At 69.8% G+C, this 17,507-nt stretch carries 14 protein-coding genes and 5 pseudogenes; 12 read left to right on the plus strand and 7 right to left on the minus strand.

Annotation, left to right across the window (positions count from 1 at the left end):
- Positions 1–61 precede the first annotated feature (61 nt).
- A complete protein-coding gene (locus G4D85_RS50700; RefSeq protein WP_420821700.1) occupies positions 62–133 on the plus strand; it encodes a hypothetical protein in 72 nt (23 codons plus the stop codon).
- Positions 134–367: 234 nt separating this feature from the next.
- On the opposite strand, the pseudogene G4D85_RS50705 reads toward G4D85_RS50700, so the two are convergent.
- Positions 368–550: pseudogene (locus G4D85_RS50705) on the minus strand (transposase zinc-binding domain-containing protein); the annotation flags it as partial.
- A 379-nt stretch (positions 551–929) separates the two neighbouring features.
- Between G4D85_RS50705 and G4D85_RS09970 the strand changes: the two are divergent.
- The gene (locus tag G4D85_RS09970; RefSeq protein WP_164010400.1) at positions 930–1,487 is read left to right on the plus strand and encodes a hypothetical protein; all 558 of its coding nucleotides are present in this window, start codon (positions 930–932) and stop codon (positions 1,485–1,487) included.
- A 114-nt stretch (positions 1,488–1,601) separates the two neighbouring features.
- On the opposite strand, the pseudogene hemA reads toward G4D85_RS09970, so the two are convergent.
- Positions 1,602–2,507 (minus strand): annotated as a pseudogene (gene hemA / locus G4D85_RS09975) (glutamyl-tRNA reductase); the annotation flags it as partial.
- Positions 2,508–2,536: 29 nt separating this feature from the next.
- Positions 2,537–3,490 (minus strand): peroxidase family protein, encoded by a 954-nt coding sequence (locus tag G4D85_RS09980; protein WP_164010404.1) that lies wholly within the window; start codon positions 3,488–3,490, stop codon positions 2,537–2,539.
- A gap of 567 nt (positions 3,491–4,057) precedes the next feature.
- Here G4D85_RS09980 and G4D85_RS50985 point away from each other — a divergent pair.
- The 4 genes and pseudogenes from G4D85_RS50985 (at position 4,058) to G4D85_RS10000 (ending at position 7,729) form a co-directional block, all read left to right on the plus strand.
- Complete coding sequence (locus G4D85_RS50985; RefSeq protein ID WP_164010406.1) at positions 4,058–4,312, plus strand: IS66 family transposase; 255 nt, start codon at positions 4,058–4,060, stop codon at positions 4,310–4,312.
- A pseudogene (locus G4D85_RS49255) lies at positions 4,198–4,590 on the plus strand (IS66 family transposase); the annotation flags it as partial. The gene G4D85_RS50985 and the pseudogene G4D85_RS49255, both read left to right, overlap by 115 nt.
- Before the next feature lie 204 nt (positions 4,591–4,794).
- Positions 4,795–5,109, plus strand: coding sequence for a hypothetical protein (locus G4D85_RS09995; protein WP_164010408.1), 315 nt, complete (start codon positions 4,795–4,797; stop codon positions 5,107–5,109).
- Between the two features lie 211 nt (positions 5,110–5,320).
- Entirely contained in the window at positions 5,321–7,729 is a 2,409-nt protein-coding gene (locus tag G4D85_RS10000) for an RCC1 domain-containing protein (protein WP_240359177.1), read from the plus strand.
- Positions 7,730–8,695: 966 nt separating this feature from the next.
- Here the strand turns inward: G4D85_RS10000 and sitI6 are convergent.
- A complete protein-coding gene (gene sitI6 / locus G4D85_RS10005; protein WP_164010414.1) occupies positions 8,696–9,418 on the minus strand; it encodes a SitI6 family double-CXXCG motif immunity protein in 723 nt (240 codons plus the stop codon).
- Positions 9,419–9,424: 6 nt separating this feature from the next.
- Positions 9,425–9,731 (minus strand): annotated as a pseudogene (sitA6, locus tag G4D85_RS10010) (SitA6 family polymorphic toxin lipoprotein); the annotation flags it as partial.
- Here sitA6 and G4D85_RS10015 point away from each other — a divergent pair.
- The 5 genes from G4D85_RS10015 (at position 9,685) to G4D85_RS10035 (ending at position 15,307) form a co-directional block, all read left to right on the plus strand.
- Positions 9,685–9,987: a hypothetical protein gene (locus G4D85_RS10015; protein WP_164009212.1), complete on the plus strand. Its 303-nt coding sequence runs from the start codon at positions 9,685–9,687 to the stop codon at positions 9,985–9,987. The pseudogene sitA6 and the gene G4D85_RS10015 overlap by 47 nt on opposite strands.
- A gap of 147 nt (positions 9,988–10,134) precedes the next feature.
- Positions 10,135–12,612, plus strand: a complete 2,478-nt coding sequence (locus tag G4D85_RS10020; protein ID WP_164010420.1) for a tetratricopeptide repeat protein — start codon at positions 10,135–10,137, stop codon at positions 12,610–12,612.
- An 80-nt stretch (positions 12,613–12,692) separates the two neighbouring features.
- On the plus strand, positions 12,693–12,884 hold the full coding sequence (locus G4D85_RS10025) for a hypothetical protein (protein ID WP_164010423.1): 192 nt from the start codon (positions 12,693–12,695) through the stop codon (positions 12,882–12,884).
- Between the two features lie 558 nt (positions 12,885–13,442).
- Positions 13,443–14,723 (plus strand): AHH domain-containing protein, encoded by a 1,281-nt coding sequence (locus G4D85_RS10030; RefSeq protein ID WP_164010426.1) that lies wholly within the window; start codon positions 13,443–13,445, stop codon positions 14,721–14,723.
- Positions 14,724–14,737: 14 nt separating this feature from the next.
- Positions 14,738–15,307 carry an imm11 family protein gene (locus G4D85_RS10035; RefSeq protein ID WP_164010428.1) on the plus strand — a complete coding sequence of 190 codons (570 nt, stop codon included), beginning with the start codon at positions 14,738–14,740 and terminating at the stop codon, positions 15,305–15,307.
- A gap of 403 nt (positions 15,308–15,710) precedes the next feature.
- Here G4D85_RS10035 and G4D85_RS49260 read toward each other — a convergent pair whose 3' ends face one another.
- Both G4D85_RS49260 and G4D85_RS50710 read right to left on the minus strand, forming a co-directional pair.
- Positions 15,711–16,154, minus strand: a complete 444-nt coding sequence (locus G4D85_RS49260) for a transposase (RefSeq protein ID WP_240359178.1) — start codon at positions 16,152–16,154, stop codon at positions 15,711–15,713.
- A gap of 46 nt (positions 16,155–16,200) precedes the next feature.
- Positions 16,201–16,389: pseudogene (locus G4D85_RS50710) on the minus strand (transposase zinc-binding domain-containing protein); the annotation flags it as partial.
- Positions 16,390–16,510: 121 nt separating this feature from the next.
- Here G4D85_RS50710 and G4D85_RS10050 point away from each other — a divergent pair.
- Positions 16,511–17,311, plus strand: coding sequence for an ABC transporter permease subunit (locus G4D85_RS10050; protein ID WP_164010435.1), 801 nt, complete (start codon positions 16,511–16,513; stop codon positions 17,309–17,311).
- Positions 17,312–17,507: the final 196 nt, after the last annotated feature.

Genomic DNA, 17,507 nt, shown 5'->3' on the forward strand with positions numbered 1-17,507 from the left:
GTAAAACGACTTCTTTGGGCTCGGGGGACACTCGCTGCTGGCCACCCAGGCCATCTCGCGCATCAGGAAGACCTTCGGGGTGGAGTTGCCCCTGCGAGGATTGTTCGAAGCGCCGACCGTGGAGGGCGTATAGCAAGGCGGAGCCGAAGAATTGGATGAACGACACGGCCCAGACCTGCCCGCCACGTAGGCTCTGCCGCCGTGCCCTCCGCCGCTGCAGGGCGAACACCACACGCAGGAAGACGGTGAGGACGTCCGAGAGTAGCCCCACGTCCTTGAGCAGCACCCACCGCACCCGATGCGGAAAGGACAGCGTCCACGGCCGGTAGGGCACATGCGGCAGCACCCGCTCCACCAGGTGCACTGCCGTCACATGCGCCCGCTTCGCGTTGCAGGAGGGACACACCCCTTGTCCCTTGCACGAGAAGGCGACGAGCAGTTCGTCCTTGCAACTCTCGCAGCGCACCCGCGCGAAGCCGTGCGCCAGCACTCCGCACTCCAGGTACCGGGCGAAGTCCCGCTCTACGTACCGGGGCAGGCCGCGCCCCACCTCGCTCGCATCCTCCAGCAGCGTGGCCAGGTTGTCCTTCCGTCAGCTCCCGCTGCCCAGGGACCACAACGCCCGGAGGGTGAAGATTGCGACCACGATGAGGCAGTCTCGGAGGCGTTTTTTCACGGCCGCCATCCAAGCCAATGCAACCAAGAGCGACCCCTTTTCACCGCCAGGCCGACACAATCAGGTATGTCATTGTCGCCCCGTGGAAACCCCTTAGCCTGCCATTGCAGCGAACTGGAAACACGCCTTGGCCGCAATCCTTCACGGACGCTATAAATTCCTGCATTGCTCGACTGCATTTGCAATTCAAAACTCGACAATGCTAGTAAGGCATTGGCTTCGGCCAACACGCACCACACCACAGGAGAAGTCCATGACGAGGAACGTGAAGCGTTTCCTGGCTGTCTCGCTGCTGTCCCTCACGCCGTCGATCGCGCTCGCCGAGCAGAACGAGTTCGGTGACCTCGATTTTCTCTCTCCGCGTAACGAGTATGTCAGCGACCGTACGGAGACGTTCGAGGTTCCCGTGCTGCGGGATGCTCCGTCGCAGTCCGTGGGCCCTGCCCTCCAGGACTTCTACGTCAACAACTTGAGCAGCGTGGCGTTCTTCCCGGGTTACGCCCTGACGGGCACGATTCACCTGCTCCCGCCCAACCCTCTGAACCCCACCACCACGGGCCGGTTCCTGCTCACCGCCCCCAACCCCACCGCCGCGCCGGTGACCCAGATCTACTACTACACGGACACCCCGGCGAATCCGGCCGCCGGGAAGACGTGCCGCTGGCAGCTGACGGTCAGTGTCGTCAACGGTCTCTGCACGGGGCAGGTCAGCATGACTCCCTTCAACACCGCCGTCTGCGGCTTCCTCGGGTCCCAGTCCTTCGTCAACCCGACTACGTGCCAGGCGCAGATCGTCACCTCCATGCAGTGAGCTGAGCCGCGCGCCGTCAGCGGTCATTCGTCAGTCCGCTGACGGTGCCGTATCCGCGGTAACTGGAAGCCTCACGCCGCGGACTGCCGCACGTCGTCCTCGGGCCGGGGCTCCGTCGGCGCGGGCGATGCGTCCGGCCCGCCTGCGCAGCCGCACCAGCGTCGGCGCCCCGTCTCGCGCCGCCTGCTCGCGCTCGAAGCGCTCCACCTCCGCTCGCACCAGCACGCCCGCCTCGCGAGCGGCTTCCTCGCGCGCCGCCGCGTTGCGGGCCACGAACCGCTGCAAATCATCCACATCGTGCGTCGACACCCGGCCGAGCTCGGAGACCTCCGGAGCGATGTCGCGCGGCACGGCCATGTCCACCATCAGCAGCGGGCGGAAGTGGCGCGCCGGGCCCGCCGCGCCCACGCTCTCTCGCGTGAACAGGGGCCGGGGCGACGTCGTCGAGCACACCACCACGTCGGCTTCCTCCAGGAGCGCCTCCAGCGCCTCGAAGGGCCGGGCCTCGCCACCCGCCTCGGCAGCCACCTGCTCGGCGCGCGCCCGGGTGCGGTTGGTGACGAGCAGCCGTCCCACCCGCGCCTGTCCCAGGTGCAGCGCCGCCAGGCGCCCCATCTCCCCCGCGCCCACCACCAGCACCGTCCTGCCCGCGAGCCCTCCCACCTCGCGGGACACCAGCGACACGGAGGCGGCGGCCATGGACGTGGCCGCCCGAACGATAGCCGTCCGCGTGCGCACGCGCTTCGCGCACGAGAAGGCCGCCGCGCACGCACGCGCCAGCCTGCCGCGTGAGGCGCCCGCACGCCGTGCTCCTTCGAAGGCCGCCTTGAGCTGGCCCAGAATCTGCGACTCCCCCACGTACACCTCCACCCGGTTGCACGTGGCCACGAGCATCGCCTCGTCGGGCGCCCGCCCCCACCGGCCGAGCAGCTCCGCCCGCCGGGCCCCGGTCATCGCCAGCCGCTCGCGGACCGCCAGGGGCGCGGTCTGGTGGGACAGCCCCACGCAGACCAGCCCCACGGCGGGTGTGGTCTCTCGCTCGCGCATGCTCACGCTACGCCACGCCGGCGAACTTCAGCAGGTCGGTGATGGTGAACTCGCCATCCTTCTTGCCCAGGAAGGGCTTCCAGTCCGGGTCCGCCCGCAGGTACGACTGCCTGTCCCCTTCGAGGACCCCGAGGAACACCTTCCGCGACGATGCGGCCTCCCACCGGGCCCAGCCGCTTGCCCTGCTCGCACTTCTCCGCCTCGCGCAGCATGTAGAACCACGGCGTCGTCGAGCGGTGGAGCTTCAGGTGGCTCACGTCACCCAGGTCGTCGGACTTCAGGGGCTTGATGCGCATCGCGCGGGCCATGTCCTGACCCGAGGGCAGCCCGAAGACCAGCCCTCGCAGCAGGTTGCGCTGCGCCAGGGACGCCGGGTTCGCGCTGGGCAGCCCCGGAGCGTTGAAGGGCAGCTCGAACAGCGGAGCCGACAGCGTCGTGTCGATGCGCTGGCTGATCTGCAGCACCCTGCCTCCGAGCTCGAAGAAGAGGCTCCAGTCCACGAACCGCCGGGGCGCACGCTTGCCACCGCGAAGGTCATTCGGGTCGGGGAGCGTATTCGGAATGCTGGCATCGAAGATTTTCGGAGCCACGAAGTCCGCGTTCACCGCGTAGCCCGTCCGCACCTGGCTGTGGCCGAAGCGGTAGGCCGCCACCGCGAACTCCGCGGGGATGAACGGCTCGTGCCTCCACCGGTAGCAACGGTCCTCGCGGTGGCAGCGCATCAGGTCCTTCACCCGCCCCTCACCGACGATGTGCGGGAGGAACTCGTGGACCCCCATCCACTGGTAGTGCCACCGGACGATGCGCTGGGCCTCGTCGAAGACCTCGCCCGGAGGCACCTGCCCCTCGGCGACGACGGAGTCGAGGACGGCGTTAATGAGCGCCCGGAGCTGGCTGTTGCGTGGCACGTCCCGGGGCGCATCCGCGTCGATGAGGAGCTTCCCCGGGTTGTTCACGTCATAGAGGTGGGGCGATGCCCGGGGGCCGCTTCACAGAAGGCGGAATGGGCGGCCCCTTTCACCTCGGCGTCCGGTAGCCGCTCTGAGCGCCCCCTCGGACGCTGGCGGGCCGTGGCCCTCGAGGTGGTGCGCGGCCCGCCGCCGCCTGCCTGCGCGCGCACTGCGTGCCTGTCGGGCGGCCTGTGTGGCCCCGCCGGTGCCGCTGAAACCGAGGTGTCGGGGGCCTGTGCCCTTCAGTGCAGCCACTGCCCTTGGGGCGGGCCTCGTGCAGAGGGCAGGGGCAAGGGGAGGGTGGGCCACCCCAGGTGCCTCAACACCGCCTTGACGCCGGGGCCTTTGAGCACCGCCAGGACCCTCCGGCGCCCGCCGCAGCCAGGACAGGTGAAGACGTCGAAGTCGAAACCGCGCTTCAGCAGCGTCGCCTGGTCCCACCGCGCAGCGCGCTGCTTGCTCCGCACCTCCGCAGCGCCAGCAGGGGCCTCAGCGTGGTGATGTCGATGAGGCGGAAGGACGTGGACGCGGACGCAGGACCGGCGAGAACGCACAACTTTACCCCGTAGGCAATTGTACGCGTGGACGGTGGCCTCGCCGGACACCGTCTTCCACCGCATCCTTCCCAACCGCTCCGCGGCGACAGCCCGCACGGTGCTGGGCGACTACGCGGGAGTCGTCCTGGTGGACGGGTACGCGCGTACCAGACGGCGACGAAGTCAGGCGCAGACGGCCCCGCACCCGCCACGCTGGCCCTCTGCTGGGCACACGTGCGCCGCAAATTCTTCGAGGCGCAGCAATTCGCACCTGCCTGTGAGGAGGTACTGAAACTCATCGGCGAGCTGTATGCCATTGAGGCGGACCTGCCCGGCTGGTCCGCCCTGACGGGCGAGGTGCGCCAGGCTGCGCTCGCGCATCGACTCGCCGTGAGCCAGCAGCACTCCTCACCGGCGGTGGAGCGCATCCGTCAGTGGGCGCTGGCCCAGCGCGCCACTCCTGGCAGCGCCTTCCGCAAGGCTCTGGAGTACATGCTGAAGTGGCTGCTCGCTTCTACTCCCTCATCGAGACGACACGGCTGCGCGGCGAGGCCCCTGCTCTCTATCTGAAGCGCGCTGCACTCGCCGCCATCGAGAACCCGGGCACCGTCACGCTCCCGAAGCCACGGGACTGACGTCCGCGCCAGCCGGTCCTCCCGGCCGAGTTCGGAGCCGACCGGGTGGTCCGGTTCCTCCTCGCCCAGTGCCTGGACCCTCGAGGAAAGGCCCCGGGCGGCTGGACAGTCCTGTCGGCCGCGCGAAGCTCGCAGTCCAATGGACAGCGTCTTCGAGGAGGACCACTCGCTCACCATCGACCAGCTCTACGCGGGCATCGAGGAGCACGGCAACCTGCGGCCTCACCTGGTCTTCGCCTGCATCGACATCATCCGGCGGGTCTCCACGCGTGAGCCCAAGCCGAAGACGCTCAAGAAGGTGTCGAAGAACGTCGAGGACTCCATACTCTCCGCCCGCGAGGCCACTCCGTCGGTGGACCTGTCGGACACGTTCGACCGCGAGGCCGTCGTCCGCGTCGACACCGTCGAGGGCGTATCCCTCTTCCAGCCGCTCGTGCCGCATCAGGCACCCTGACTCCGGCAACTCGCCTCCCGTGACGAGAACCCACAGCGGGGAGGTGCGAAATGCCCCAGGCGTAAAGCCATTCCGTCCATCGCACCACCTCCACTACAGTCGCCCGCCCCCCTTTCCCGTCACGGCTGAGCGCGAGGATGCGGCATCGCCGCGGAGAGAAGCAGGGCCGTCGCACGGAGGGAGAGCAATGACGCGAGCAAGCAGAAGCTGGTTGCTGAGCCTGGCTGTGGGTCTGTGTGTCGCGGCGCTGGCCGGATGTGCCGGGGAGAAGGCGCTGGATGGCCCCACCGACTCGGGTACCGCGGTTGACTCCGGCAGCCCCACAGATTCCGGTACACCGGATGACGCGGGCACCTCTACCGACTCCGGCACGCCGGACGATGCGGGCACCCCTTCCGACTCCGGCACACCGGACGACGCGGGCACCTCCACCGACTCCGGCACGCCGGACGATGCGGGCACCCCTTCCGACTCCGGCACACCGGACGACGCGGGCGGCCCCGCCGACTCCGGAACGCCGGGTGACGAGGATGCGGGGATTCCGGCCGACGCGCGTTTCGCCGAGCCACTCGCGGTGGGCCTGGAGTTCAGTCTGGCGCTGAAGGAGGACGGCACTGTCTGGGCCTGGGGCCGCAACAACCTTGGCCAGTTGGGGAATGGGACACTCATCCCCCAGGTGACCCCCACGCAGGTGTCGGGCCTCACTGGCGTCGAGACCCTGGCCGCGGGCGAGTCGCACGCGCTGGCGCTGCGAGCCGATGGCACCGTCTGGACCTGGGGCTACAACATGCACCTCGAGACGGGCGGCAACAATGAGAGCGACCCCATACGGCTGACGCCCGAGCAGGTGCCGGGCCTCGCTGACGTGGAAGTCCTGGTCGCGGGCCATGGCCACTCGCTGGCATTGAAGTCTGATGGCACCGTCTGGGCCTGGGGCAGCAACAAGTACGGCCAGCTGGGGAATAGGTCACTCACCCAACGGGTGACGCCCATCCAGGTGCCCGAGCTCACCGGGGTGGTGGCCCTGTCCGGGGGCAACAGGCACTCGCTGGCACTGAAGTCGGACGGCACCGTCTGGGCCTGGGGCGGCAACGACGCGGGCCAGGTGGGCACTTCCATCGACAACCCCTATCTGCTGGAGCCCACGCAGGTGGCCGGTCTCGACGGTGTGGTGGCCGTGGCCGCGGGCGGCATCCACTCGCTGGCGCTGAAGGCGGATGGCACCGTCTGGGCCTGGGGCTACAACTCGGAAGGCCAGCTGGGTGATGGAACCACCCGCCCCCGGGTGACGCCCGGGCCGGTGCCCGGCCTTACCGGGGTGGTGGCGCTGGCCGGGGGCGCCGCGCACTCGCTGGCGTTGAAGGCCGACGGCACCGTCTGGGCCTGGGGCTACAACTCGAACGGCCAGGTGGGCGATGGGTCTTTCAACTCGCGGACGACCCCCGCGCAGGTGCCGGGCCTCACGGGCGTGTCCAGCCTGGCCGCGGACTACCACCAGACACTGGTGCGCAAGAAGGACGGCTCCCTCTGGTCCTGGGGCACGGCTCTCAGCAAGTCCCTCGCTCCGACGCCCTCCCTGTTCACGAATAGCCAGTCCCTGGCCGCGGGCTCCCGCCACACGGTGGCACTGAGGAAGGACGGCACCGTCTGGGGCTGGGGCGACAACACGTTCAGCCAGCTGAGCAATGGGTCGGTGCCGGTCCCCCTACGGCCGACGCCGACGCAGATGCCTGGCCTCACCGGCATGGCCGGTGTGGCGGCGGGCGACTCACACTCGGTGGCACTGAAGTCGGACGGCACCGTTTGGATCTGGGGCTTCGTCAGCCTTGGCCAGGAGTACGGCTACTGGCCGACGCCTACGCAGGTGCCCGGCCTCACCGGCGTGGCGACCGTGGCCGCGGGCCAGCATCACACGCTGGCGCTGAAGTCGGACGGCACCGTCTGGGCCTGGGGCGTCAACGACGATGGCCAGTTGGGCGATGGGACGACCACCTGGCGGCTGACGCCGACCCAGGTGCCGGGCCTCACCGGGGTGGCGGCCGTGGCCGGAGGCGCGAAGCACTCGCTGGCACTGAAGTCGGACGGCACCGTCTGGGCCTGGGGCCTCAACGACGATGGCCAGCTGGGCGATGGGACCACCACGCGGCGCCTGACGCCCACGCAGGTGCCGGCCCTCACCGGGGTGGCCCTGGCCGTGGGCGGTTTTCACTCGCTGGCACTGAAGTCGGACGGCACCGTCTGGGCCTGGGGCTACAACTCGGAAGGCCAGCTGGGGGATGGGACCACCACGCGGCGCCTGACGCCCACGCAGGTGCCGGCCCTCACCGGAGCGACGGCCCTGGCCGTGGGCGGTTTTCACTCTCTGGCGCTGAAGTCGGACGGCACCGTCTGGGCCTGGGGCCGCAACGATGATGGCCAGCTGGGCGATGGGACGTACAGCCGGCGATCGACTCCCGCGCAGGTGCCGGGCCTCACCGGGGTGGCGGCCGTGGCCGGAGGCGCGAAGCACTCGCTGGCACTGAAGTCGGACGGCACCGTCCGGGCCTGGGGCCTTAACCAGGACGGACAGCTGGGCAATGGCCGCGCTGGAATGAACGCGTCCCCGGTTCAGGTCCAATGAGGAATTGAGCCTGCCCCGGGTTCCGTGCACCGCCAGGGAGCCGACCACGCCCGCGGGGGTGACATGGAGCGAGCGATGCGACGTGGACTCGGGCGGCGGGCACAAGGCATTCCTGCTGCCCCGCGCGGAGCTGTCGTCCTCGGGGCCTGCTCATGGCAGGGTGGGCGGCACGCAGGGGCGACACGTCTCCTGCTTGGGGGACCAGAGATGGCCGCAGTTTGGCGCCTGGAGCGAAGACGCCGTGGAACTGCAGCTTCAGCCTCTTCCACCCGTGGCCATCGACGCGGTGTGTCCCGAGCACCCCGGGCAGTCGTCGACAGGGACATGCCAGCGCTGCGGCCGTTTCGTCTGCGCGAGCTGCCAGCTCGAGGAGGGAAGCTGCTCCGCCTGCTGGCACAGGCAGCTCGCATCGCTTCCCTCGGGCCGGCTTCGCCTCTGGCTGGCCATGGGGTTGATTGGGCTGGCCGGGTTTGTGTCCTTGCTTCGAGTGGCTTTGACGGTCTGGCTGCTCACGCGGTTCGGCGAAGGGCTTCCTCTTCTTCTACCTTCCGACGACAGTGGGAGTGGTCGGTGGCGGCATCGCCCTCATCAGCTGGCGGCAACGCGGCCAAGGAAAAAGCCCAGCAACCCGGTGAGATTGCTGGGCTTCTGAATGTGGAGGCGGCGGGAAGCGAAGCCTCGCATAGGCGGAATTGGCGGCCATTTTCACCTCGGCGTCCGGTAGCCGCTCTGTGCGCCGCCCTCGGACGCTGGCGGGCCGTGGCCCTCGAGGGGGTGCGCGGCCTCCCGCCGCCTGCCTGCGCGCGCACTGAGTGCCTGTCGGGCGGCCTGTGTGGCCTGGCCGGTGCCGCTGAAACCGAGGTGTCGGGGGGCCTGTGCCCTTCAGTGCAGCCACTGCCCTTGGGGCGGGCCTCGTGCAGAGGGCAGGCTCCTCAACCGGAGGTGAGCGCGGTTCTCCAGCGCCACTCAGCGCGCGGGCAGCTCGCGGAAGGTGATGCCGTCCAGTTCCAGGCGGCGCACCGCCTCCACGAAGCGCTCGGTGCCGATGAGCATCGTGGCGAAGTTGCCCACCCGGAACAGGTCCAGGTCCGTGGGCAGGGACGCCGCGTCCAGGATGGGTTCAGCGGGCCATCTGAATGCGTGCCGACCGCAGGAGACGCATGGTGGAGGCACGTCCGGGGGGATGCAGTCCGGGTGCAGCCGACCGTGAGGCTCCACCTGGAGCTCCAGCAGCTCCGGCGGGTTCTTCTGTCGGAACCGCAGCGCTGTCGGGCAGGCCAGCAAGCCCCGCACACCCTCTGCCTGGAGACGTTCCAGCACGTCGCGGCGCAGCAGGAGTTTCTGCCCCCACACCCATGCGATGAGGCCGAACTCCCCCTGGGCACGGCCCACCAGCGGACCGAAGCCCGTACCGGGCGGCAGCTCCGCATTCAGAGGTACCAGAGGGCGCACCAACTCGCGCAGGCGCGCGAACTCGGGCAAGGGCTCGGGCCTGGCCTTCTCGAACTCTCCCCGCTCTGGCAACTGCGACAGGTCAACGCACGGGTACTCGTGGCCTACGTCGGTCCAGGTAGCGCCGCAGGTGTGGCAGCTCACGCCCGGTAGCGCCAACTTGTGCCACGCGTTGATTTCCCCGCCGTACTTCGCCGCCGCCGCCCTGTCCTCATCCAGCAAGAAGAACCGGCTCATCAGCCCTCACGCTCCCGGGCGCGAATGGTAGGACTGAATGGGGCCGCCGATAAGCTCGAAGCGGTGGATGAGTTCCCCCGCGTGCTTGTAAATCTCCTCGGGGGTGGCTCTTCGGTTCGCCCGCATGAAATCTCGCCAAGCCTGGTTCCAAAGGCCCCCCCTCATGAATCCGCCTGTGCATGTCGCGCGGAATCGGCAGGGTGTAGTCGTGGATTTTGACGCCTTGCTGCCCGAACCACGGGGCAAGGTCCTCGGCTTGAGGGAAGATGTGGTGCTTCTCGAAGCGGCCGGGCGGGAGCCGGTGGGATGGAGGGGAGCTCCAGGCCAACCCCTCGATTGACGAAGCCGGGCTCTTCTCCATCCTGGATGGCTATCAGGTCGGCTCCCTTCACGCCGTCGCCGCCAGGAAGCTCGAGGCCATGGCCGAGTTCGTCGAGGAAGGCCATGTGCTTCGCCTCCCGAACCGCGACGCGCCTGGAGAGATGATTGAGATCAAGCGCCTCTCCGATCTGACGGACTTCATCAAGAAGCGGGACCCGGCCATCGACATCATGAAGCTCGACTGCTGAGGCTCAGGCCGCGGCGCTGAAGGACACCCCGCATCGACGTCGTCGGGCGGACCACGGACAACGCCTCGAGCCTGGCCAGAAGGTATTCCAGCGGGTCCTCTCCTATAGTAGTCGCCACCGCATGACTCGCGACGGGGAGACGCACGGATGAGCTCCAGCATTACGGGAGACAGCGCACGGGAGAGGTCCCGGGCGCTCTTCAAGCAAGGCGCCGAGCAGGCCATCCAGAGGAACTTCTCCGGCGCGCTCCAGTGCTGGCAGCAGGCACTCGACCTCTGCGTGCAGGAGGGGGACCTCGTCAGCCAGCCCACCCTCCTCGACCGGATGGCCCAGGCGCTGCACCACATGGGGGATTTCTCCCGCGCCAGGCAGCACTGGCAGCGCGCCATGGACATCGCCTCGCAGGTGGGCGACGTCAGCGGCCAGAGCCGCATCCTCCTGTCCGTAGCTCGCTTCCTGGAGGCCCAGGGCCACCACGACGCCGCCCTGGCGAAGTGCCAGCAGGCGCTCCCCCTGCTGGAGCACACGGGTGACTTCCCCGGACAGGCCGCAGCGTACTCGCTCCTGACGAGGCTCGCATACGCCCGGGGGGACCTCGACACCGCCATGCAGGCCACGCAGCGGGAGATCGCCGCGCTCCAGCGGCCTCCCATGGGGCCCGGCTCCGAGGCCGCGCTGGCCACCGCGATCCAGGGACTGGCCCTCTTCCACTTCGAGCGCAAGGACATCGACCGGTCCGTGCAGCTGTCGCAGCAGGCGTTCGAGCTGCGGCAGCGGCTGGGGGACCTCCAGGGCGCGGCCCTGAGCCTCTCCAACCTCGCCACGGGCCTGGCCATGCAGGGCCAGGCGCCCCGCGCCCTCGCCGCCTGGGAGCAGGCCCTGCACATCTACGAGCAGGCCGGTGACGTGGAGAACCAGCTCGCCTCGCTCCAGAACATGGGCTCGCTCGCCTCGCGGCTGCCGGATGGCGCCTATGCCCTCTCACTCTGGGAGCGCCTGCTGGCGCTCCACGAGCGCAAGGGCGACCGCGCCGCCATGGCCCACGTCCTCACCACCATGGGCCGCCTCTGTTTTTCGCGGGGCGACGCGGCCTGGGCCTCGCGGTTCTGGACGCGGGCCCTCGCGTTCCACGAGGAGCGCGGCGACACCGCGGCCCAGGCCGTCACCCTCCACTTCCTGGGCGAGTCCTCGCTCATGCAGGGAGAGCTCCTCCCCGCCCGGAAGTACCTGGAGCAGTCGCTGGCGCTCCAGAAGCACGGCGGCGAGGCGAAGAACCGGGCCGCCACCCTCTCCAATCTGGCCACGGCCGTCTCCGTGGGCGGAGACGTCCCCGGCGCGCTCATGCTCTGGCGGCAGGCGCTGGGCCTCTTCGAGCAGCTGGGCGACGAGCAGGGACGGAACCTCACGCTCACGGCCATGGCCCGCGCCACGGCCCGCCAGGACGCGCCGTCCCGCGCCGCCGGGCCCCTGCCGGGCGCCGGGCTCCCGCCGGCCGAGCTCCGAGAGCGGGCCCTCACGCTCCACCAGCGGGCGCATGAGCTGCTCAACGCGCGCAACCTCGACGAGGCCCTCGAGTGCTGGCACGAAACGGACGCGCTCCTCGAGGCCGCCAGCGACGTGCGCGTCAGGGCTCAAATCCTCAACAACTTGGCCGAGGTGAGCGCGCGGTTCGGGGACGCCTCGCGAGCGCTCGCGCTGAGGCGGCGGGCCGCGACGCTCTTCGCCCAGGGGGGCGACGTGCGCAATCACGCCGCCATGCTCCAGGAGATGGCCAGGCTCCTGTTCGAGCAGGGCGACGCCCACGGCGGCTCCCAGCTCCTGGCGCAGGCCCGCGAGGTGCTGGAGAAGGCGGGGGACGTGCGCGGGCAGTTCATGCTCGTCGAGCTCGCCGGCTGCGACTTCGCCACCCGTGGCCACGACGCCCAGGCGCGCCCATACCTGGAACGGGCCCTGAATCTGAGCGAGGTGCTGGGCGACATGAAGGCGCGGGCCACCGTCCTCCTCAACCTGGCCACCGTCGTCTCCAACCTGAAGGACGCCCCTCTCGCCGCGAAGCTCTGGCAGGAATCCCTCGAGCTGCACGAGCGGCTCGGGGAGGCAGCCGGCGCGGCCGCCGCCCTCCACAACATGGCACTGCACGCCCGCGAGGAGGGAGACGTGGCGCGCAGCCGCGCGCTGTGGCTCCGGGCCGCGCCGCTGTTCGCCTCCGCCCGGCAGTGGGCCCACCTGGTCGCGGCCCTCGACAATGCGGTCCACGCGCCCACTCGCGAGGACACCGGCCTGCTGGCGCAGGCGCTCTGGCTGACCCTCCGCGTCCCGGACGTGCACCCCGAGCTGTCGCTGACGCTCACCCAGAAGCTCCTCCAGGTGTTGACGCCCGGCTGGTTCCTGGCGCCGCTGCTGGCCGCCACCGCGGACCACCTCGTCCAGGAGCGCGCGCGGCAAGCCCCCCACTACCTGGAGCTCGCCAAGGCGGCCCGGCGGCTGCGTGAGGCGTGCGGCCCCGTCCGGGAGCTCCTGAACGCGGAGGTCGTCGTGTCGCAAGCGCCCACCGTGCTCCAGGGCCTGGAGCGGCTGGTCGGCGAGCGGGACTGGCTCTTCCAGCACCACCCCTGGCAGGGGTAGCGCTCAGCGGGTGTCGGTGGGCAGCGCCCGGCCCTCCGGCCATGCCTCCCATGGGGGCGCTGCGTGAGAAGATGGGGACCATGCTTCCTGCCTCCTTGCTCCTCGCGCTCGCCCTCGTGGCGGCCCCGCCTTCCTTCGAACAACTGAGAGCGGAAGGTACCCGCGCCTACGAGGCGAAGAACTGGAAGGCGGCGTGTCGCGCCTTCATGGCGGCTGCCCAGCTCGATGAGAAGCACGCCCAGAACCAGGCGGACCTCGGGCTGTACGCATAGGCGGAATTGGCGGCCACTTTCACCTCGGCGTCCGGTAGCCGCTCTGTGCGCCCCCCTCGGACGCTGGCGGGCCGTGGCCCTCGAGGGGGTGCGCGGCCTCCCGCCGCCTGCCTGCGCGCGCACTGAGTGCCTGTCGGGCGGCCTGTGTGGCCCAGCCGGTACCGCTGAAACCGAGGTGTCGGGGGGCCTGTGCCCTTCAGTGCAGCCACTGCCCTTGGGGCGGGCCTCGTGCAGAGGCCAGGGGCCAGGGGAGGGTGGGCCACCCCAGGTGCCTCAACACCTCCTTGACGCCGGGGCCTTTGAGCACCGCCAGTGCCCTCCGGCGCCCGCCGCAGCCAGGACAGGTGAAGACGTCGAAGTCGAAACTGCGCTTCAGCAGCGTCGCCTGGTCCCACCGCGCAGCGCGCTGCTTCCTCCGCACCTCCGCAGCGCCTGCTGGGGCCTCAGCCGACGCGCGGCAGGCAACGCTTCGGCGCCGGGGACCCGGTCAGTACCGAGCGGCGTCCAGGGCAGCAAGGCACCGTAGAATGCCCGGATGACCCCACACGGCAGGCTCCGGTGAGACAAGTCTTCGCGATAGGGCTGTCCCTGCTGCTCACGGCGACGGGCTGCGCGGGCACGCGCGTGGTGCGCCTGGACACGGGCCAGGGTCGACCGCTGGAGTACAGGCCTCCCCGTGGGGACAGGTCCGTGAAGGTGGACGAGGATGCTTTCAAGGAGGCACTGACGCGGCTCGTGGTGGAACTGCCCCTCTTCATCCGCCCCGCCGAGGCCGGGTGGCTGGTGCGCGCCTCCACCCGGGGTTCCTCCGTGGACACCGCCCTGCGGAGTGCGCTGCGCAAGAGCTATGGGCGGTGGTGCCAGGCACATGAGGCCGGTGGCGACTGTCTCTCCCTCCTGGAGGACGGGCTGCACTTCAGCCCCATGCACAAGCTGACGTTGGCGCTGGGCCTGTCACTGGACCCGATGCACGAGAGCATCGCCGATGCGGTGGAGGACACCGTCAATCCGCAGCTCTTCTATGCCGTGGTGGTGACGGGGCTGGTCTCCTGGGTGGCGCTGGCGGCGAACCCCGAGCCGGTCTTCACCAAGGTGGCGGCGGTGCTGGCGGCCGTCCTGGTGGTGTACCTGGGCGTCGACGCCTTCCTGGCGCTCGTGAGCGCCTGCTTCGAGCTGAAGCAGTCCGCGGACAGGGCCACCACGTTCCAGGAGCTGGAAGAGGCGGGCGAGCGCTTCGGAAAGGTCCTCGGCGCGGAAGGGGCTCGCGTGTTCGTGCTGGCCATGACGGCGCTGTTGACCCGGGGAGTGACGGCGGGCACCACGTGGCTGGCCTCGCGGCTTCCCCTTCTCCCGAGCTTCGCGGAAGCCACGGCACTGGGCGCCTCGCAGGTTGGCCTCAACCTCGCCGCCGTCGAGGGCGTGAGTGCGGTGGGGGTGGTGAAGGGCCAGCTCTCCATCATCCTGGCCCCCAATGCATTGGCCATGGCGGCCCGAGGCCCAGGCGGTGGAGTCCGCACCGAGGACCATCACCTGGCCACCATCCGCAACGAGATCTCCACCGCGCGTGGAGGGCCATGGACGCCGAGGTTCAGGGACCTCTTCAAGAAAGCCGGAATGAAGCTGGGCGACCCAGAGAACATTGTTCCGGTCGCGGGCCACAAAGGGCCTCATCCCCAGAGGTACCATGAGCGAATCTACGAGCGGTTGGAGGTCGCAACGCGGCACTGCCAGGGCTTCGAGCAATGCCGGAAGGTACTCACCAGGGAACTGGAGCGACTCGCCCGGGAAGCCAGTACTCCGGGCTCCACCCTCAACAGGCTCCTCACCCAGCGCGAATAGGCAGGACCCTCGCCATGTCGAAGCGGTACTTCAGACTCTCCGATGATGTCTCCATCCCGAACCGCTGGGACCTGGGGCATCCGGCGGACAGTCAGGGTCACGAGCTCGAGGACCCCTGGCAGTTCACGGACGGGCGCCCGCTGCATGTCGAGGAGCACCTCCGGATTCCCGTTCGGGGCGCCGGCCGGCGGCTCGACTTCTCTCATGCGAGCTTCAGCACCCCCGTCGTCCACGCACGGCTCGCTGCCCTCTTCACGGAACTCGCACCCACGGACGTGCAGCTCGTTCCCGTGGAAGTCACCAGGCAGCCCGAGCAGTACTGCATCCTCGTCGCGACCCGTCTCATCCGCTGCATTGATGACCAGCGGTCCACGGAGGTTGTGTACTGGACTCCAGAGGATGAACGGCCCGACAAGGTCGGTGAGTATCGGGATGTCTACGAGCTGCGCATCGACCCCTCGAAGGTGGGAGAGGCGAAGGTATTCCGCACCTGGGGCTGGCCCATCGTCCTCATCGTCTCCGAGGACCTCAAGGCCGCGCTGGAGCGGGAGAAGGCCACGGGCGTGAAGTTCACCGAGGTATAGCTCCCACGCCCCCTCAGTGCAGCGTCACGTTCAGGCGGAATGGGCGGCCCCTTTCACCTCGGCGTCCGGTAGCCCCTCGATGCGCCCCCTCGGACGCTGGCGGGCCGTGGCCCTCGAGGGGGGGCGTGGCCCCCGCCGCCTGCCTGCGCGCGCACGGCTTGCCTGTCGGGCGGCCTCTGGGGCCCAGCCGGTGCCGCTGAAACCGAGGTGTCGGGGGCCTGTGCCCTTCCGTGCAGCCACTCCCCTTGGGGCGGGCCTCGTGCAGGGGCCAGGGGCCAGGGGACGGTGGGCAACCCCAGGTGCCTCAACACCTCCTTGACTCCGGGGCCTTTGAGCACCGCCAGTCCCCTCCGGCGCCCGCCGCAGCCAGGACAGGTGAAGACGTGGAAGTCGAAACTGCGCTTCAGCAGTGTCGCCCAGTCCAACCGCGCAGCGCGCTGCTTCCTCCGCACCTCCGCAGCGCCAGCAGGGGCCTCCGCTGAAATTGGCGCTGGCGCCTCGGACTTGGGTACCCCCGGGGCCGCAGCGCCGCGCCCGGGGCAAAGAGGCCATGGAAGCGGACAAGGTTGCTGCCGGGCGGAGGTACCAGCGCGGCCAGCCGCCGCAGGAAGGCGTCCACCGGCAGCACCAGGTCGCTGGTGCCGTCCGGCAGCGGCAGCTTCGTGCGGTAGGAGAGGCGCCCATCCTCCAGCCTCGTCAGCCTCTCCAGCGCCAGGGCCCCTCTCGCCCCGTAGCGGCACAGCCTCTCCAGCCCCTCCCTGTCATTGGCATGCAGGTGGGTGTTGGCGTGCAGGGAGAAGCCCTCCAGTTGCGCGCAGCGAGGGCGACTCCTCGGCGGCGCTCGCACCTCCACCTTGGCCCGGAATCGGTGCTCGGCTTGCCCCGGAACACGCACAGGAGGGGCACAGGCCCCGCCCCTTGCAGCTGAAGGCCACCAGCAACTCGTCCTTGCACCCCTCGCAGCGCACCCGGGCGAAGCCATGGGCCAGTACCCCGCACTCCCAATAGCGGGCAAACTCCCGCTCCACGAAGCGCGGCAGGCCCCGGCCCACCGCCTGCACCTCCTCGAGGAGGGTGGCCAGGCCCTCCCCCCGACGCCTACCCGGAAGGACGCTACCGGGCGAGGCCGACAGAGAAGGCCTCAAGGGCGAACTGGGCCTGGACCGTTCACGCCTCGGGCTCCTGACGCAGTAGTGTTAGCGCATGGCGTTCCGTCCCCGGCGGGCGATGGCGGTGTTCTGGAAGGACTTCCTCGACCTGCGGAAGAATGTGGGGCTGCTGGTGTCCATGGCGGTGCTGCCCACCGTCATGGTGCTGGTGCCCATTGGCGTGGTGTGGTCCTACGTGCGCACGCCCAACCACGCGGACCTGCGCAGCGTGGCGCTGTTCTATGACCCCAGCCTGCCGCTGGGGGCGAGCGCCGCGCGCTTCCTCATCGACAAGACGCTCACCGACTGGTTCGGGATGTTCCTGGTGATGCCGGTGTTCGTCCCCATCCTCATCGCCTCGCAGAGCGTGGCGGGGGAGAAGGAGCGCCGCACGCTGGAGCCCCTGCTCGCGTCGCCGGTGACGTCGGCGGAGCTGGTGACGGGCAAGAGCCTGGCGGCCCTGGTGCCCGCGGTGGCGATTACCTGGGTGGCCTTCCTCTTCTTCTGCGTGGGCGTGGACATCGTCGCGTGGCCGCTGGTGAAGATGCCGCTGATGCCGAACGCGCTGTGGACGTTCGGCGTGTTCGTCATCGCCCCGCTGTTCGCCTTCTTCGGCAACGGCGTGGCGGTGCTCATCTCCGCGCGGGTGAGCGAGGCGCGCATGGCCCAGCAGCTCTCCGCGCTGGTGGTGCTGCCCCTGGTGGGCATGGTGGGCGGCCAGGTGGCGGGCTTCCTGAAGGCGGGGCTGGGCTACTACGCGCTCCAGGGGGCCGTGGTGCTGGTGCTGGACGGCTTCCTGCTGTGGGCCAGCATCCGCCTGCTGGACCGCGAGCGCCTGGTGAGCCGCTGGGGCTGAGCCGGACGTCGGTTTCCGCGCTTTGGCTGGCGGCCCGGTGACCGAGCGGCTAGGCAATGGCCAGTGAAACTGGCATCTTACGAGCGGGCAGCCGGGCGGCAGCGGGCGCGCTTTCGTCGCGGGTGCCACGTTCTTAAGAGGTTGTGGGTGGCGGTGCGGGTCGACCGGCTGCCAACGCGGCCACGGAGGCGCTGAC

This window comes from Pyxidicoccus trucidator (assembly GCF_010894435.1).
In the GTDB taxonomy this organism is placed as follows: domain Bacteria; phylum Myxococcota; class Myxococcia; order Myxococcales; family Myxococcaceae; genus Myxococcus; species Myxococcus trucidator.

What these genes read in the sequence shown, in the direction of transcription:
- G4D85_RS09970 (WP_164010400.1), top strand. Translation starts at nt 930, where the DNA reads ATGACGAGGAACGTGAAGCGTTTCCTGGCTGTCTCGCTGCTGTCCCTC.
- G4D85_RS09995 (WP_164010408.1), top strand. Translation starts at nt 4,795, where the DNA reads ATGGACAGCGTCTTCGAGGAGGACCACTCGCTCACCATCGACCAGCTC.
- sitI6 (WP_164010414.1), bottom strand. Translation starts at nt 9,418, where the DNA reads ATGAGCCGGTTCTTCTTGCTGGATGAGGACAGGGCGGCGGCGGCGAAG.
- G4D85_RS10015 (WP_164009212.1), top strand. Translation starts at nt 9,685, where the DNA reads ATGTGGTGCTTCTCGAAGCGGCCGGGCGGGAGCCGGTGGGATGGAGGG.
- G4D85_RS10020 (WP_164010420.1), top strand. Translation starts at nt 10,135, where the DNA reads ATGAGCTCCAGCATTACGGGAGACAGCGCACGGGAGAGGTCCCGGGCG.
- G4D85_RS10025 (WP_164010423.1), top strand. Translation starts at nt 12,693, where the DNA reads ATGCTTCCTGCCTCCTTGCTCCTCGCGCTCGCCCTCGTGGCGGCCCCG.
- G4D85_RS10035 (WP_164010428.1), top strand. Translation starts at nt 14,738, where the DNA reads ATGTCGAAGCGGTACTTCAGACTCTCCGATGATGTCTCCATCCCGAAC.
- G4D85_RS10050 (WP_164010435.1), top strand. Translation starts at nt 16,511, where the DNA reads ATGGCGTTCCGTCCCCGGCGGGCGATGGCGGTGTTCTGGAAGGACTTC.